Origin of the sequence: Halomonas sp. M20, from assembly GCF_020622265.1 — a bacterium.
Lineage (GTDB): Bacteria > Pseudomonadota > Gammaproteobacteria > Pseudomonadales > Halomonadaceae > Modicisalibacter.
The window spans coordinates 253386-267630 of sequence record NZ_JACNMQ010000004.1; the positions used below are offsets into that span (position 1 = coordinate 253386).

Annotated in this window: 22 protein-coding genes; 18 read left to right on the forward strand and 4 right to left on the reverse strand. The window is 59.6% G+C overall.

What is annotated here, in order from left to right; translation table 11 throughout:
• Positions 1-36: 36 nt before the first annotated feature.
• Together H7850_RS12425 and H7850_RS12430 are read left to right on the forward strand one after the other, a co-directional pair.
• Complete coding sequence (locus H7850_RS12425; RefSeq protein ID WP_227369849.1) at positions 37-219, forward strand: type II toxin-antitoxin system HicA family toxin; 183 nt, start codon at positions 37-39, stop codon at positions 217-219.
• A gap of 43 nt (positions 220-262) precedes the next feature.
• Positions 263-676 (forward strand): type II toxin-antitoxin system HicB family antitoxin, encoded by a 414-nt coding sequence (locus H7850_RS12430; protein ID WP_227369850.1) that lies wholly within the window; start codon positions 263-265, stop codon positions 674-676.
• Positions 677-761: 85 nt separating this feature from the next.
• On the opposite strand, the gene H7850_RS12435 is transcribed toward H7850_RS12430, so the two are convergent.
• From H7850_RS12435 to H7850_RS12445, 3 genes are all read right to left on the reverse strand, one after another.
• Positions 762-1115, reverse strand: a complete 354-nt coding sequence (locus tag H7850_RS12435; protein ID WP_227369851.1) for a LexA family protein — start codon at positions 1113-1115, stop codon at positions 762-764.
• 70 nt (positions 1116-1185) lie between these two features.
• The gene (locus H7850_RS12440; RefSeq protein ID WP_227369852.1) at positions 1186-1779 is read right to left on the reverse strand and encodes a BRCT domain-containing protein; all 594 of its coding nucleotides are present in this window, start codon (positions 1777-1779) and stop codon (positions 1186-1188) included.
• A gap of 37 nt (positions 1780-1816) precedes the next feature.
• The gene (locus tag H7850_RS12445; RefSeq protein ID WP_227369853.1) at positions 1817-2518 is read right to left on the reverse strand and encodes a S24 family peptidase; all 702 of its coding nucleotides are present in this window, start codon (positions 2516-2518) and stop codon (positions 1817-1819) included.
• A gap of 101 nt (positions 2519-2619) precedes the next feature.
• Between H7850_RS12445 and H7850_RS12450 the strand changes: the two genes are divergently transcribed.
• The 15 genes from H7850_RS12450 (at position 2620) to H7850_RS12520 (ending at position 11972) form a co-directional block, all read left to right on the forward strand.
• On the forward strand, positions 2620-2877 hold the full coding sequence (locus tag H7850_RS12450) for a hypothetical protein (RefSeq protein WP_227369854.1): 258 nt from the start codon (positions 2620-2622) through the stop codon (positions 2875-2877).
• Positions 2878-2887: 10 nt separating this feature from the next.
• Entirely contained in the window at positions 2888-3133 is a 246-nt protein-coding gene (locus tag H7850_RS12455) for an ogr/Delta-like zinc finger family protein (RefSeq protein WP_227369855.1), read from the forward strand.
• 59 nt (positions 3134-3192) lie between these two features.
• Positions 3193-3567, forward strand: coding sequence for a hypothetical protein (locus tag H7850_RS12460; RefSeq protein WP_227369856.1), 375 nt, complete (start codon positions 3193-3195; stop codon positions 3565-3567).
• 33 nt (positions 3568-3600) lie between these two features.
• Positions 3601-6282 carry a toprim domain-containing protein gene (locus H7850_RS12465; RefSeq protein WP_227369857.1) on the forward strand — a complete coding sequence of 894 codons (2682 nt, stop codon included), beginning with the start codon at positions 3601-3603 and terminating at the stop codon, positions 6280-6282.
• An 11-nt stretch (positions 6283-6293) separates the two neighbouring features.
• Positions 6294-6668, forward strand: a complete 375-nt coding sequence (locus tag H7850_RS12470; protein WP_227369858.1) for a phage antirepressor KilAC domain-containing protein — start codon at positions 6294-6296, stop codon at positions 6666-6668.
• A gap of 135 nt (positions 6669-6803) precedes the next feature.
• Positions 6804-7037, forward strand: a complete 234-nt coding sequence (locus H7850_RS12475) for a hypothetical protein (protein WP_227369859.1) — start codon at positions 6804-6806, stop codon at positions 7035-7037.
• The gene (locus H7850_RS12480) at positions 7030-7266 is read left to right on the forward strand and encodes a hypothetical protein (protein WP_227369860.1); all 237 of its coding nucleotides are present in this window, start codon (positions 7030-7032) and stop codon (positions 7264-7266) included. The genes H7850_RS12475 and H7850_RS12480 overlap by 8 nt, the downstream gene beginning before the upstream one ends.
• Positions 7259-7474: a TraR/DksA C4-type zinc finger protein gene (locus tag H7850_RS12485; protein WP_227369861.1), complete on the forward strand. Its 216-nt coding sequence runs from the start codon at positions 7259-7261 to the stop codon at positions 7472-7474. The genes H7850_RS12480 and H7850_RS12485 overlap by 8 nt, the downstream gene beginning before the upstream one ends.
• A 105-nt stretch (positions 7475-7579) precedes the next feature.
• Positions 7580-8473 (forward strand): YadA C-terminal domain-containing protein, encoded by an 894-nt coding sequence (locus H7850_RS12490; RefSeq protein ID WP_227369862.1) that lies wholly within the window; start codon positions 7580-7582, stop codon positions 8471-8473.
• Between the two features lie 49 nt (positions 8474-8522).
• Positions 8523-8816, forward strand: coding sequence for a hypothetical protein (locus H7850_RS12495; protein WP_227369863.1), 294 nt, complete (start codon positions 8523-8525; stop codon positions 8814-8816).
• Positions 8813-9133, forward strand: coding sequence for a hypothetical protein (locus tag H7850_RS12500; RefSeq protein WP_227369864.1), 321 nt, complete (start codon positions 8813-8815; stop codon positions 9131-9133). Before H7850_RS12495 ends, H7850_RS12500 begins: the two co-directional genes overlap by 4 nt.
• A complete protein-coding gene (locus H7850_RS12505) occupies positions 9133-9813 on the forward strand; it encodes a hypothetical protein (RefSeq protein WP_227369865.1) in 681 nt (226 codons plus the stop codon). Before H7850_RS12500 ends, H7850_RS12505 begins: the two co-directional genes overlap by 1 nt.
• Positions 9810-10097: a hypothetical protein gene (locus H7850_RS12510; protein WP_227369866.1), complete on the forward strand. Its 288-nt coding sequence runs from the start codon at positions 9810-9812 to the stop codon at positions 10095-10097. The genes H7850_RS12505 and H7850_RS12510 overlap by 4 nt, the downstream gene beginning before the upstream one ends.
• Complete coding sequence (locus H7850_RS12515; RefSeq protein WP_227369867.1) at positions 10094-10351, forward strand: pyocin activator PrtN family protein; 258 nt, start codon at positions 10094-10096, stop codon at positions 10349-10351. The genes H7850_RS12510 and H7850_RS12515 overlap by 4 nt, the downstream gene beginning before the upstream one ends.
• 31 nt (positions 10352-10382) lie before the next feature.
• Positions 10383-11972, forward strand: a complete 1590-nt coding sequence (locus H7850_RS12520; protein WP_227369868.1) for a DNA cytosine methyltransferase — start codon at positions 10383-10385, stop codon at positions 11970-11972.
• 17 nt (positions 11973-11989) lie between these two features.
• Here the strand turns inward: H7850_RS12520 and H7850_RS12525 are convergent, their stop codons facing one another.
• Complete coding sequence (locus tag H7850_RS12525; RefSeq protein ID WP_227369869.1) at positions 11990-13060, reverse strand: site-specific integrase; 1071 nt, start codon at positions 13058-13060, stop codon at positions 11990-11992.
• A gap of 131 nt (positions 13061-13191) precedes the next feature.
• Here H7850_RS12525 and dusA point away from each other — a divergent pair, with 131 nt between their 5' ends.
• Positions 13192-14232: a tRNA dihydrouridine(20/20a) synthase DusA gene (dusA, locus tag H7850_RS12530; protein ID WP_227369870.1), complete on the forward strand. Its 1041-nt coding sequence runs from the start codon at positions 13192-13194 to the stop codon at positions 14230-14232.
• Positions 14233-14245 lie beyond the last annotated feature (13 nt).

The following is a 14245-nucleotide window of genomic DNA, read 5'->3' on the forward strand; positions in this document are numbered from 1 at the left end:
TATTATAACCCCATGTATAAGAGAGGGAGCCAGGAGGTGAAGAGTAGCGATCTGATAAAGGAACTCGAGGCGGATGGATGGTCACTCGATCGCATCAAGGGCAGCCACCATCACTTCAGACATCCACGCAAACCCGGCACCGTGACCGTGCCTCATCCCAAGAAAGATCTGAAAAAGGGTTTGGTAAAAGGCATCAGAAAGCAAGCCGGTCTCAAGTAAGACCGGCAACACCTTGGCTCACTCATACGATAGGAGAGATGACATGTACTATCCCATTGCCATCGAAGTCGGCGACGAGCAATACGCCTATGGCGTGGCGGTGCCCGATCTTCCGGGCTGTTTCTCCGCCGGTGATACCTTCGACGAGGCAATCGCCAATGCGCGGGAGGCCATCGAGGGGCACTTGGAAAGCCTGGCCGAGCACGGCGACCCAATTCCCAGCGCGACATCCATCGAGCAACATCTTGCCGATCCCGACTATGCCGGCTGGGTTTGGGCAGCGGTCGAGATCGATATGACTCCATATCTAGGCAAGAGCCACAAGATCAACGTCACTCTGCCCGATCTGCTGATCAAGCGCATCGACAGCACGGTATCCAAGCAAGGCGATTATCAGAGTCGCTCTGGATTCCTTGCTCGCGCCGCACTCCATGAGTTGGAACGCAGCGCCCGATGACAATAGCGCCCCATCGAGGGCGCTATTCTTGAAAAGCAGTGGGCCGAGGCCCTGTGAGTCGAAAAGATTTTAAAAACAGGACCGGTCAAAACGCATAGCGACGGGCCTGACGTATCACCACCCCGCGAAGATCCGACCAGCGCGCCGGTACCGAGCCGCTCTTGTCCAGCGGCGGAACCAACAGCAGGCTATTGCCGATGCGTACCGTATTGAACAGGCGCGGCTCCCCTTCCACCATGGCCACCGTCAGATCGTTGTGCTGCGGCACCCTGCCTTCATCCACGATAAGCACATCGCCCTCGATCAGCGGTCCGTTGATCCCCGCCTCTTCGCTCACTTCCACCAGGTAGCAGCTTGAGCCGAAACGCGCTGCGTCATAGCCTTCGAGGGCAGGATGCTGGGCGCCGACACAGATCGGCCCGACATAGTTCACACGCATGGTACTTTTCCGTTATTACTGTATGGGAATACAGCTATATTAAAGGATTAGAACCTTGGACAGGAAGTGACTATGACGGCAATTCACCTGTCGCCAACATGGCAGCAAATTCATCCTCATTGAGAATTGTGCATCCCTGTGCTCGGGCCTGAGAGGTCTTGGTGCCACCTGGCTTTGGCCCTGCGCATAAGAACGTTAGGTTCTTGGTCACTGTTTTGCGAACCAATAACCCGGCGTCCTTGGCCTCCGTTTCCAGATTTTCGCGAACATCATTCGAAAAACCGGTAAACAAAATCTCCATGGCTGAGCCGTTACTGAAGGCGGGAGCATCGACCTTATCGAGGACTCCCCCCAAGAGCTCTTCACCTTCGAGAAAATCAACGATCCGGTCACGCCTAAAGGTTCGAACGTCATTTGCGCGCTGGCAGAAGCCTTTTATGTAAGCGCCATCCTCTTGGAAATGGGAAACCTCGCGCTTGGTAATGTTGCCTTCGGCGTCTTCATAAATAAAACAAAGCCGAGCGGCGGGTATAAATTGTGCGGAATTTCTCGGTGTAGCGCTTTGCGAGTATTGAGCTTCGACCTCTCTGGCCTTTCGCTTGGTTCTTCGCACCATGAAGATCAGTACGGCACCTGCAATTACCCAGAAAACTAGCCCTTCCATATACTCCCCCGATAGATATGGTGAGCTAGAATCCAGCTCACGCTATTCGCCCAATACGGATCTGGCAGCGTCCGATGATCTCTACGTCGCTCATATCCTCGGGCCGAATCATCTCGCGCTCGTAGTGCGGGTTATCACTGATCAGCATCAGCGCGCCGCCGGCGACCCGCTGCAGCCTCTTGATGCGCAGTTCCTCTCCGATTCTCAGCAGGAACACTCCGTCAGGCTTGCGCTGCGAACGGTCGATCAACACCTTGTCGCCATCACGGAGAGTCTCCCCCATCGAGTCGCCGCGCACCTTGGCCCCTACCACCTGGGCGGGATCGAGCCCCTCGTGCGTAAGCTGCTCGGTTTCCAGATATACAGTTGACTCGATGTTCTCCGCATCGAACAGGCGCCCCGGGCCGGCGGCCGCCTCGATGTCGTACATCGGCACCGAGGTGTAGCCGGGTCCGTCAGGCCTTCCACTAGGCACTAGTGTACGCAGTGTCGAATCGCTTGCAGGCGCTGAAATGCCCTCGGGAGCATCGCCTTTTCCCAGTATCAACCAGTCCAGGCTGATGTCGTGCTCTAGGGCCAGCTGCACGCATTCCTCGAAAGGCACGCTGCCGCGCTGGCGTTTGCTGGTGATGGTGGTGGAACCCATTCCGAAATACCCCGCCAGCTCTTTATCGCTTCTTACATTCGCTATCAATTTCAAACGAGTTATTACCTCGTCTGCGTTCTGTTTTGAGTTCATATAACAACTCGATATAAGAGAGGATTGCAATTTGCATTGCACATATTCTGTTTTGAGTTCAACATTGTATTGTGCAAGACAATTACTAGGAATATTACTAGATGACTTCATCAGAATCCTCAACAAAACGCATTTCGCGCTCACCGAACGGCTGCAACGCCAAGCCAATTTATTTGAAGTTGCGCCCCGCGGAGCGCGACGAGATAGAGAGTATCGCCGATCAGCTGCGCTACTCCATCGGCGGGACCTCGCGGCTGCTGATACTCATCGGGCTACAAGAGTACCGCCGTTCCGGCGTGGATGCGCTGCAACGGGCCAACGATGAGGACTACCACCGCGAACACGACGATCGCATCTGAGGAGCCGACGATGAGACTCATTTGCCCCCACTGCGGTGACAAGACCCGCATCCGCACCACCAAGACCCTGTCGCCCATCTACCGCGAAGCCTACGTGCAGTGCACGGCGCCGGAGTGCGGTTGGTCCGGCAAGGCCCGGGTGGAGATCGCCGAGACCTTCAACCCGTCTCGCCAACCCAATCCCGATGTTCGCCTCTTTGTGTCGCCAGAGGCCCGCATCGCGCTACTCGCCCAACTGCAAGCCCAGAAAAACTGAAAACCAAAACACCAGAAAAAGCCCGACAACGGGCGAATTAGGTACCAGGAGAGAACATCATGAACACCCACACCCACCTTCTCGACCCCAACAATGCCGCTACCAGCTGGCTAATGCGCAATGCCATGCACCTGCCGCGCGTCGATGCCCTAGAGGGCTGCATCGTACATTTGATGAGCCAAAACGAGCTGAGCGAGCGCGACGCCGAATTGCATGCCATGCAGGCCTATGCCGAGCTCAATTGCCTCAACCAGGTCGCCACCATCGATGCCGAAGCGACCACCTCATACCTGGTCGTGCTGCGTACCGCCGATGGCCGCCCGGTGATGTTCACCGCCGATGACCTGATGAAGATGCTCGATAACGCTCGCCGAAATGGCAACGCGCGCGTAGTGAACAGCGAGTCACGTACGCCTGTCGTCGTTTCCCAGTAACTCGTTCATCTAATCCGGAAGAAGAGGCACAGCATGAATTCATCGCTGCGCGCAGACATTATCGGCCGTCTGGTTCGGGATATGGATGCCATCGAGCGTGGCCCGTACCTTCAGCGGGTCACCTGCCCGGGCTGCGGCAAGCGCGAGGCGTACATCTCGGCGGATCAGCCCTGGATGCTGAAATGCGGTCGCGAGAACAACTGCGGCGACCAGCGCCACGTCAAGGATCTGTTTCCAGATCTGTTCGAAAGTTGGACAGAACGCTACGCCAACCTGCCGCCCCACCCGGACAAGCCGAAAAGCACCACGCCAGTGGCGGACGGCTATCTGGCGGATGGTCGCGGTTTCGAACTCGAGCGCATCAGGGGCTGGTATACCGAAGAGACGTTTTTCAGCCACAAGCACAACGCAGGCTCCACCACGGTGCGCTTTACCCTGCCCGGCGGTGCCTACTGGGAGCGCATCCTCGACAAGCCGGAGCGCTTCGGCAAGCAGAAGGCGAATTTTGTCGGACGCTACAAGGGCGAGTGGTGGCAGCCACCGACCCTGACCGATGCGGATCTCGCCGACAGCGACGAGATATGGATCGTCGAAGGCATCTTCGACGCCATTGCCCTGTTGCATCACGGCATCGCCGCCGTCTCCGCCATGAGTTGCGCGAACTACCCGGACGCGGCGCTCACGCGCCTGTCCGACGCCGCCCACGCTGCCGGCCACGGTCGCCCGATGCTGGTATGGGCATTGGACAGCAACCGGGCCGGACAGAACGGCACCCTCAAGCACGTCGAGCGTGCCCGGGCCGCGGGCTGGGACTGCAAGGCAGCACAGATACCCGGCAAGCAGGACTGGAACGATGCCCACCAGGCCACGGCGCTGACCCATAAGCACCTGGACACCTACCGCTATCACGGTGCCCTGCTGCTGGCCGAATCCCCCACCGCCAAGGCGCTTTTGATATACAAGCGCACCGAGCGTCGGGAGTTCTGGTTCGAGTACAAGCATCAGGTGTGGTGGTTCAAGCTCAGCCAGGAGGCGTTCGAGCGTGCGCTAAAGTCCGCCACCGGCGGCAGCGCCGACCCGGAGGACATGCAGCTGCTGAACGATGAGCAGCGCGACGCCGCCCTGCAGCAGGCCGGTACCGTCAACCGTATCTGCACCTGCCTGCCGGAATTTCTCTACTACCAGGCGAACGCGGTCACGGACGAGAGCTGGTACTACGCCCGGGTGGACTTCCCCAGCGGCAAGGCCTCGATCAAGAACACCTTTTCCGGCGGCCAACTGGCCAGCGCCTCGGAGTTCAAGAAGCGCCTGATGGGCGTGGCCGCCGGCGCACTCTGGACCGGTACCAGCCAGCAGCTGGACGGCCTGCTGCAGGATCAGATCAGCAACATCAAGACCGTCGAAACCATCGACTACATCGGCTACAGCCGGGAGCACAGCGCCTACGTGTTCGGCGATCTGGCGGTGAGCAACGGCAAGCTCTACCCGATCAACAGCGAGGACTACTTCGAGCTCAAGCAACTACAGCTCAAGACCCTGAGCCAGTCCGTGACGCTCAACATCAACGCCAAGCGCGACGAATACCGCCGCGACTGGACGCACAATCTCTACGGCGCCTTCGGTGCCCGGGGCGTGGTGGCCATGGCCTGGTGGCTGGGCTCGCTGTTCGCCGAGCAGATCCGTAAACGTCAGAAGAGCTATCCGTTTCTGGAAGTGATCGGTGAGGCCAGCGCGGGCAAGTCCACGCTGATCGAGTTCTTCTGGAAGCTATGCGGGCGTCAGGACTACGAGGGCTTCGACCCGGCCAAGGCCACCATGCCGGCCCGAGCGCGAAACTTCGCCCAGGTCTCCAACCTGCCGGTGGTTCTGATCGAGTCCGACCGCGAACAGGAAGGCGGCGCCAAGCAGCGCCAGTTCGATTGGGACGAGCTCAAGACCGCGTACAACGGCCGCTCGATTCGCGCCCGGGGCGTGAAGAACTCCGGCAACGACACCTACGAGCCGCCCTTTCGCGGCGCGATCCTGATCAGCCAGAACGCGGCGGTGCAGGCCGGCGAGGCGATCCAGACCCGTATCACGCACCTGCACTTCACCCGGGAGGGCCAGAACCCGCAGACGAAGAAGATGGCGGAAGCCTTGGAGCGGGTTCCCATGGAAGAAGTCAGCGGTTTTCTGCTCGAGGCCACGCTCAAGGAAAAGGCCCTGCTGGAACTGATGGAACAGGCCATCGACGACTACGAAGTGAATCTGATGGACGACGACGACGTGCACAACCTGCGCATCGCCAAGTGCCACGCCCAGCTGCTGGGCCTTCTGGACTGCCTGGGGCCCCAGGGACTGAACCTGTTCAGCGAGCAGATCATCGACCAGGCGGCAGGCCACGTCTGGCACATGGCCCGGGAGCGTCAGCAGGCAATCAACGCGGATCATCCGATGGTGGCGGAGTTCTGGGAGGCCTTCGATTACATCGAGGGGCTGCGCGCCGACTCGACCCTGAACCACTACGGCGAAGGCACCGGCCAGATCGCCGTCAATCTCAAGGACTTCGAACGCATGTGTGGCGAGCACAAGTTGCGAGTGCCGGATATCCGTGAGCTCAAGCGCCACTTGAAGACCAGCAAATCGCGCAAGTTCCTCGACACCAACCGCACCGTGCGCAGCCAAGTCCGTATCGGCAACGGCAGCGTGAAGTGCTGGATATTCCAGGGCGAATGAAGGAGACCACAATGAAACCCCAAACCTACACCATTGGCGAGGCAGCAGTGCTGCTCAACCTGGGCCGCAACACCCTGGCCCGGCTGCTGCGCCACGCCGGCATCCTGGACCGAAAGAACCTTCCCTTGGGCCGCTATCGCAACAACACCCGGCTGGTGGTGGTGGCCACGGGCACCTATCACCACCCCATCCTGGGATGGACCCACTACGGCCGCACGGAGCTCACCGACGCCGGGCTGGACCTCATCGCGGACCTGCTGGGAGCGGATATCGAGCGCCTTCCTATCCACCGATCGATGTCTAGCGAAACGCATTGCGCGTCCATCAGCGGCGACGAAAAACGCAATATGAATCAAAAAGCAGTCAAATATAGCCATTCGATATAAACATCAAACTCATTTTGTATTGCATAGATTCTGTTTTGAGTTCATTATGAGTTTGTGCAAGACAAAAACCAGACCGCGAAGCGGCACAGTAATTAAGAAACTCATACCGAAACACAGGTACGACAGGAGAAACAAATGACACGCGAACGCCTCGTCTCTCACTCAGCGCCGCAAGGCATTCTGCAGGATGCCGGCGAACTGGCGGTGCTGACCGAGAATGCAGAGCCGACTCGCCATCGATACGCCATGGTCATCTCGTTCGAAAGCGATGATCAGCTGCGCGAGGCGCTGGGGCATCGCCGCCTCGATTATCGCGTCGGCATCACCGCCCAGGAGCGCATGCACGAGGAGGATCAGAGTAATGGTTAAGCGCTACGTGATTCGCAATATCTGGGGCGGCGCTGTCATCGCCCGCATCGCCGAGCCCAGCAAGGCCCGCACCGTTCAGACATTCATGAGCGTGATTCAGGGCCGGGACTTGAGCTATGTCGAAGCAGGATTCCGATGGATTCCCTGGTGGTGGCAGGGCTACCGCGTCGTCAGCATTGCCGACCTGACCATGCAGGAGATGCAGAACACGGAGGCGGTTCATGGCTGACAAAGCAGACCTCGCCGGCGAGATCATCGAGAACCGGCTGGAAGGTGCCATCGGCAACATCCGCGTTCCCAACACCGTGGCCACGAACCCGGACTGCGAAGACTGCGGAAACGAGATACCGCAAGCCCGCCGACTGGCAGCCCCCTGGGTCACGACCTGTATCGAGTGCCAGAGAATCAGAGAAAACAAAGCGCGCCAATGGCGCTGATAGAAAGCAACCAGGCATGAAAAAGGCGGCCCGAAGGCCGCCCCCGTAACCAGCCGCTGTAACGGCTGATCACTTACTAGCTAGACACTAGCAGGAGCATTATCAATGAAAATCGCACTTACCTCAATCGCTGCCGCCATCGCACTCGCAACCACTGCGGCCCAGGCGGGAACGAACGAGACCCATATCAAGTGGTTGCAAAACGATACCGAGGTTGACTGGGCAACTCCGGACGTCGATCCCGGTGCCAATGGCTCTACTGCTTTGAATGAAGTTGTCGAGCATGAGTACAACGCGCGGCGGAAAGACCGCGAGACCATGATCGACCGCACTCAATCGAACAAGGGCTTCATCAGCCGTGTGAACGTGAAGTCTGAAGAAGCGCTGGAACAGAACCAGTCCCAGGACCAAAGCCTTGACAGGCTCGACCGCCGCGTCGACTCAGCGCTGAACACCAACAGCGGCCAGGAGCGCCGCATCGATGCCAACACCGAGGCAAACGCTCGCCAGGATGACACTCTCGCCAATCACGACGAGCGCATCGCAGCCAATACCGGCGGCGTCTATGCCAATGCGAAGACCAACACGCAGCAGGATGCGGCCATTGCCGGCAACCGCGAGCGAATCGGCATCACCAATGCCCAGATGCGCGACTTCCAGCGACGCACCAATGCATCGTTTGCGGCCCAGGCGGACGCCATCAACCGCAACAGCGCCGCGATCGGCCAGATGCAAGGCGATATCAGCGAGTTGCGGGGCGACGTCACCGATCTGAAAGCCGGCGTGGCGGCGGCCATCGCTGCCGCCTCTCACCAGTTCAACCTGGGCAGCGGCTCGGGCTTCCAGATGTCCGTCGCCGGTGGCTACTACGAGAGCGAGAACGCCGCCTCTCTAGCCATCGGCGCACCCCTCGGCGAGCGCACCTTCATGAACATCAACGCCTCTCACGATAGTCGCGGCAATGCGGGCTACGGCGCCGGCGTCAACATCCAATTCTAACCAACTAAACATAACGGCCAGGGAAGGCCATATCGCAGGAGAGAACATCATGAGCGGAGTAATGGAAAAAGAGATCTTCCGTCTACGGCGCTTGCTGAAAGACACCCTCGATCAGCGCAACGCACTGGCCAAGTTCGCCCAGGAGGCATTCGACAGCTGCTTCGACGGCCTGGACTGGGACGGCGCGGCCATTCAGGAACACGGTGAAAAGCTCGGCTTGCTGGTTCCCGAAGCCTTCGACCCCAAGGTGCACAACAGCGAACTCGGCGCCATCTGCGAGCCAGGCGACACGGTCTACTTCCAGGTTCGCTGGCTGAAACTCGCCGCGGGGGGCACGCAATGAGCAACGTCAAACAGTTATACCGTTTCGATCCCGTCCGTATCGCCGACGCCATGCTGTCCCAGCAGCACGAGACCGCACCGCTACAGGTAACAAAGCGCCCGGGCAGCTTCGAGCGCATGGCTTCCGATCGTGCCGCCAAGCGGAAGCTGATCGGGATTCGTGCCGTGGACAAGAGTGACATCCTCGACGACGACGGCCCGGCAATATTCACTGCCGATCAGGCCAAGAACCGGATGCTTCGGGCGCGTTTTGCCGGGCGTTGGTACGGCACAGAGGACGACACGATCAAGGTTTACAAGGCGCCGGAGACCCTTTGATGAGTAACAACCACCACACCGTCACCGAGATAATAGAAAAGGTCGATTCCTACAGGGCGCACTGGTCGTTGGCCGGGGGGGCATCGGACGACGGCTCAATGATGGGAATAGCACTGACCAAGAAAGATGAGCTGCGCAATATGGTCACGCATCTTATCGACGATCGAAATGCACTGGCGGCGCATGTCGAGGTCATGCGTGACCTGGCTGAAATCCTGCTCTGCATCTACCAGTGCGACGAGTGCAAGAAAGAAGGCGAGTTCAACCGGGACTGGGTAAAGCAGCGCCTCAATGAAACCCCCGAGGCAAGCCTTGAAAGGCATGATGCGGAAGTCGAAGCCCGCTCACTGGCTGATGCTGGGATCACCCGTCAGATCGCTGACCTTATCGACGAGCGCCGCCACCAGGAAGATGCTCACCAGTTCGATGCGGCGCATGACGACCACTACACGCAAGGCGAACTGGCAGCTGCCGCCGCTTCTTATTCAGCCTATGCAGAAGACCTGCAGCAAGATCGTCCTCTGCTAGATGGGTGGCCACCTGCTTTCTGGCCGTTTGAAGAAGAGTGGTGGAAGCCAAGCCGCAACCCGCGCCGCAACCTGGTCAAGGCCGCTGCATTGATACTGGCGGAGATCGAGCGGATTGATCGGAAGCGGGCAGGAAAGGAAGGTGCCGAATGACCGACCAAACCACCAAAGGCGGGCCGATGGCCCGCCAGGCGGCCATGCTCTGCCAGGATCGCCGCTTCCAGCTCTATCTTGATCGTCGCAAGCGTCACAAGTTCGGCCTGTCACCGGATCAACTACCTGACGGTACTCACGATCAGCAGGACGCCCGGGACTGGCTGTGCCAGGCCTGCGGCATCGAAAGTCGCGCCGAACTAGACCACAACACCGACGCCGCCGGCATGTTTCGCACCATTCGCCACCGCTTCAACCGTTGGAACGCAAGGGAAAAATCATGAACACCTACTTCGGACTACTCGCCGAGTTCAACGGCCGCGCCGAGATCCCGCTCGAGGAGATCGCGCCCCGCTACTTCGGCATCAGCCCCAAGACCGCCGGCGCCCGGGCGATTGCCCAGGCTCTGCCGGTGCCCGCCTATCGGGCGATGGATAGCCAGAAGTCGCCGTGGCTGGTCAGCGCCGTGGATCTGGCCCGCTACCTGGACGAGCGCCGCGAGCAGGCGCGCAGCCAGTGGCAGATGGTGAACGGGTAGGCACCCACAAAAAGAAAAAGGAACGCAGGGAATGAATTTAAACCTATTCGGCCACGAGCTGGTCGTCGATAATTTCGCCGGCGGTGGCGGCGCATCCGAGGGCATCGAACAGGCCCTGGGACGCCCTGTAGATCTCGCCATCAACCACGACGCCGCGGCCATCGCCGTGCACACCGCCAATCACCCGGGCAGCGAGCATGCTGTCGCCGACGTGTGGGACATCGAACCCGAGCAAGCGACGCGGGGCATGCCTGTTGGCCTCGCGTGGTTTTCTCCGGATTGTCGGCACCATTCCAAGGCCAAGGGTGGCCGGCCGGTCAGCAAGAGCGTGCGCGGTCTCGCGTGGGTTGCGGCTCGCTGGGCGGCTAAGGTGAAGCCCAGGGTGATCATCCTTGAGAACGTAGAAGAGTTCCAGGACTGGGGGCCGTTGATCAAGAATACCAAGGGCCAATTGGTACCTGACCCGGCGCGCAAGGGGCAAACCTTCCGTGGTTTCATTAGGGCACTCAACCGACATGGGTACCAGGTTGATTGGCGACTGCTCCGCGCCTGTGACTACGGCACACCCACAATACGCCGACGACTGTTCCTGATCGCCCGTCGTGATGGCCTGCCGATAAGCTGGCCCAAGCCAACACATGCCGACCCCGCTGCGCCTGCCGTAAGGCGAGGAAAGATGCAGGCCTACCACACCGCTGCCGAGTGCATTGATTGGTCGATCCCCTGCCCCTCTATCTTTGATCGCGACCGGCCGCTGGCAGAAAACACACTCAAGCGGATCGCCAAGGGTGTGATGCGGTATGTAGTTGAAAGCGGAGACCCGTTCATTGTGCCGATCGCCAACTACGGCAACGGCACGACGCTGGTCAACGCCATCGACGAGCCTTTGCGCACGGTCACCGCCTGGCCCAAGGGCGGATCGTTCGCGCTGGTCGCGCCGCACATCACCAAGTTCAGAAGCGGTGCCGTCGGCCACCGGATGGACGAGCCGATGCACACCATCACGGCCAACGCCAATGTCACCCGGCCAGGCGTGAACCCGGGAGGGTGCGCTCCGATTGGAGTCGTGTCGGCATTCCTCGCGAAGCATTTCACTGGCGTGGTCGGTGATGACCTGAGAAATCCGGTACCGACGATCACCGCCACCGATCATAACGCTCTGGTCGCAGCCAACCTGGTCAACCTCAAGGGCGCCGATCGTGGTGGACGGGATCTGCGCAAGGCGATGCCCACCGTCTGCGCGGGCGGAACCCACGCCGCGGCGGTATCCGCTTTCCTAGTGAAGTACTACGGGCAAGGAGTTGGCCAGGATTGCGGCGAGCCGCTTCATACAATGCCGACCCGTGACCGCTTCGGGCTGGTCACAGTGACAATCAAGGGCGAGCAGTACGCTATCATCGATATCGGCATGCGCATGCTCCAGCCCCACGAGCTGGCTGCTGCCCAGGGTTTCCCTGATCACTACGTATTCGATCGAGTCGATGGCAAGCCAGTACCTAAGTATCAGCAGGTTCGGCTGATCGGAAACAGTGTCTGCCCGCCGCTGGCCCGTGCCATTGTCGATGCCAACTTTTCCCACGAAAGAAAGTTCATGCCGGCACCGGCAGAGGCCGTTGCATAAAGATTGAAAACCGATACCTACGCGCCCGGAGCCTCTCGCAGCACGAGGTTTTCCGGGCGCAAGTGTGTGTAGCGCTTGAGCACGTCCCAGCTCTCATGCAGCGTGAATTGCTGCACTTCCACTATCTCGTACCCTGCTTCGAATAGCCGCGACGTCGCCTCATGACGTAGATCATGGAACCGCAGATCCTCGATACCACAGGCCGCGCAGGCCGCTTGCCAGCGTGTGCCAATCGATTTTTCATTGTAGGCGAATATCCTTTCCTGACGCTGGGCGCGAGGCTGCCGGCGAATTATATCGAGCCCTTCCCGGGTTAGCTTGAAGCGCTTGTGATTGCCCTCTTTCCGCCGTGGATGCTTGGCATCGCGTACCCAGCAGGTGCTGGCCTTTTCATCCAGGTCTGCCCACACCAGGCGCGTGATTTCGCCCAGGCGTCGGGATGACGCTATCGCAAAGTCCATGATGTCTTCCATGGGGATGACAGCGCTGGGCCGGATCTTCTGCGATCGGCGAAAGTAGGCTCGCACCGCCTCGATCTCGGCTGCCGAGGGTCGACGGTCGCGCTTTTCGGGGCGTGCAATCAATCCCTTGCTGCGCATCAGCAGCTTCGCCGACTCGAATTCGTTGAGGTCCACCGGCATTTTCCAGGCGGCGGACGCCGTGCGCAGGATGATACCCAGCCAAGTAATATCCTGAGCAACCGTTTGCGGCTTGATACCGCTATCGCGGCGCATCACGGCATGCCCGATGATATCCTCGCTGCTCAGTCGGGCTATGTGCACCCGCGCGATCGGGAAGCGCTGCATCTGCTGAATTGTGGCCCTCTTGCTGCGGCCAGCGCCTTGGGCGAACTCATGAATGTATCGCTCAATGGCATCGTTCAGCGTCACATTCCGCCATTTGGCCACAAGAAGACCACCAGGAGCGAGTAGCTCGGTCTCGCGCCGGCGGGCCCACTCTTCGGCCATCGCCTTTTTCGGAAATGTCCTCGACTCTGCATAATCCGGCTGCCCCTTGCGAGCGATGCGGATCTGCACCATGTATGCGAAACTGCCATCCTTTCGACGGCGCTTGCGGATTGTTGCCATACCATCCTCTCCGATGTACCAAATTCATTCGGCGCCATGTACCAAATATGTACCAACCAATCAGGCAAAACGCATCAAAACCACTGTAAATATGGACAGATATGGAAAGCAACGCAAGAGCCTAACCCACTATGAACACTGAGAATAAGCGGGTTTCACCAGATAGGACATTCTCCGTCGCGCCGATGATGGATTGGACGACCCGGGACTATCGCGTCTTCGCCCGTACGCTGACACGCCAGGCCTTGTTGTATACGGAGATGGTCACCACCGGGGCCATTCTGCATGGAAGCCCCAGGGAGCGCTTTCTGGGCCATGACGATGTCGAGCACCCCCTTGCGTTACAGCTTGGCGGCAGCGATGCCGGCGAACTGGCGGAGTGTGCCGCCATTGCACAAGCCTGGGGCTACGACGAGGTCAATCTCAATGTGGGCTGTCCCAGCGACCGGGTTCAGAACAACCTGATCGGCGCCTGCCTCATGGCGCATCCGGACAAGGTAGCCGCTGCCGTCAAAGCAATGACCGCTGCAGTGAATATTCCCGTGACGGTGAAATGCCGTATCGGTATCGATGCCCAAGACGAGGATGCGGATCTCGAGCGCTTCATTAACGAAGTCGCTGGGGCCGGTTGCGACACCTTCATCGTCCACGCTCGCAAGGCCTGGCTTGAAGGGCTGTCTCCCAAGGAGAACCGTGATATTCCGCCGCTGAACTATGCCCGGGTACAACGTCTCAAGGCGGCCCATCCCGAATTGCATATCGGTATCAATGGCGGCTTGAAAACCCTGGCCGACTGTCAATCCCAGCTCGAGCATGTGGATAGTGTCATGGTGGGCCGGGAGGCCTATCAGAACCCCTGGGTACTTGCGGCGGTGGATGACACCTTCTATGGCCAGCCGGGGCCGGTGCGTACCCGACACGAAGCGGCACTGGCATTGCGCCCCTATATTGCAAAGCGCTTGAGCGAAGGGGCGAAACTCAACCATGTGACTCGTCATCTTCTGGGGCTGTTCCAAGGTTGCTCCGGGGGCCGGCGTTTCCGCCGCCATCTGTCCGAGAACGCGCACCGCGAAGGAGTCGGCCTGCAGGTTTTCGACGATGCATTGGGCTTGGTCGACCAACGTGTCAGCGAGAGTTCCGAAAAGAGTAAGAACGGCCGGGTCGTGGCATGACACCGATACGCCA

Excerpts from the sequence above, each read along its gene's own strand:
- H7850_RS12430 (WP_227369850.1), top strand. The coding sequence starts at position 263 with ATGTACTATCCCATTGCCATCGAAGTCGGCGACGAGCAATACGCCTAT.
- H7850_RS12435 (WP_227369851.1), bottom strand. The coding sequence starts at position 1,115 with ATGCGTGTGAACTATGTCGGGCCGATCTGTGTCGGCGCCCAGCATCCT.
- H7850_RS12440 (WP_227369852.1), bottom strand. The coding sequence starts at position 1,779 with ATGGAAGGGCTAGTTTTCTGGGTAATTGCAGGTGCCGTACTGATCTTC.
- H7850_RS12445 (WP_227369853.1), bottom strand. The coding sequence starts at position 2,518 with ATGAACTCAAAACAGAACGCAGACGAGGTAATAACTCGTTTGAAATTG.
- H7850_RS12450 (WP_227369854.1), top strand. The coding sequence starts at position 2,620 with ATGACTTCATCAGAATCCTCAACAAAACGCATTTCGCGCTCACCGAAC.
- H7850_RS12455 (WP_227369855.1), top strand. The coding sequence starts at position 2,888 with ATGAGACTCATTTGCCCCCACTGCGGTGACAAGACCCGCATCCGCACC.
- H7850_RS12460 (WP_227369856.1), top strand. The coding sequence starts at position 3,193 with ATGAACACCCACACCCACCTTCTCGACCCCAACAATGCCGCTACCAGC.
- H7850_RS12465 (WP_227369857.1), top strand. The coding sequence starts at position 3,601 with ATGAATTCATCGCTGCGCGCAGACATTATCGGCCGTCTGGTTCGGGAT.
- H7850_RS12470 (WP_227369858.1), top strand. The coding sequence starts at position 6,294 with ATGAAACCCCAAACCTACACCATTGGCGAGGCAGCAGTGCTGCTCAAC.
- H7850_RS12475 (WP_227369859.1), top strand. The coding sequence starts at position 6,804 with ATGACACGCGAACGCCTCGTCTCTCACTCAGCGCCGCAAGGCATTCTG.
- H7850_RS12480 (WP_227369860.1), top strand. The coding sequence starts at position 7,030 with ATGGTTAAGCGCTACGTGATTCGCAATATCTGGGGCGGCGCTGTCATC.
- H7850_RS12485 (WP_227369861.1), top strand. The coding sequence starts at position 7,259 with ATGGCTGACAAAGCAGACCTCGCCGGCGAGATCATCGAGAACCGGCTG.
- H7850_RS12490 (WP_227369862.1), top strand. The coding sequence starts at position 7,580 with ATGAAAATCGCACTTACCTCAATCGCTGCCGCCATCGCACTCGCAACC.
- H7850_RS12495 (WP_227369863.1), top strand. The coding sequence starts at position 8,523 with ATGAGCGGAGTAATGGAAAAAGAGATCTTCCGTCTACGGCGCTTGCTG.
- H7850_RS12500 (WP_227369864.1), top strand. The coding sequence starts at position 8,813 with ATGAGCAACGTCAAACAGTTATACCGTTTCGATCCCGTCCGTATCGCC.
- H7850_RS12505 (WP_227369865.1), top strand. The coding sequence starts at position 9,133 with ATGAGTAACAACCACCACACCGTCACCGAGATAATAGAAAAGGTCGAT.
- H7850_RS12510 (WP_227369866.1), top strand. The coding sequence starts at position 9,810 with ATGACCGACCAAACCACCAAAGGCGGGCCGATGGCCCGCCAGGCGGCC.
- H7850_RS12515 (WP_227369867.1), top strand. The coding sequence starts at position 10,094 with ATGAACACCTACTTCGGACTACTCGCCGAGTTCAACGGCCGCGCCGAG.
- H7850_RS12520 (WP_227369868.1), top strand. The coding sequence starts at position 10,383 with ATGAATTTAAACCTATTCGGCCACGAGCTGGTCGTCGATAATTTCGCC.
- H7850_RS12525 (WP_227369869.1), bottom strand. The coding sequence starts at position 13,060 with ATGGCAACAATCCGCAAGCGCCGTCGAAAGGATGGCAGTTTCGCATAC.
- dusA (WP_227369870.1), top strand. The coding sequence starts at position 13,192 with ATGAACACTGAGAATAAGCGGGTTTCACCAGATAGGACATTCTCCGTC.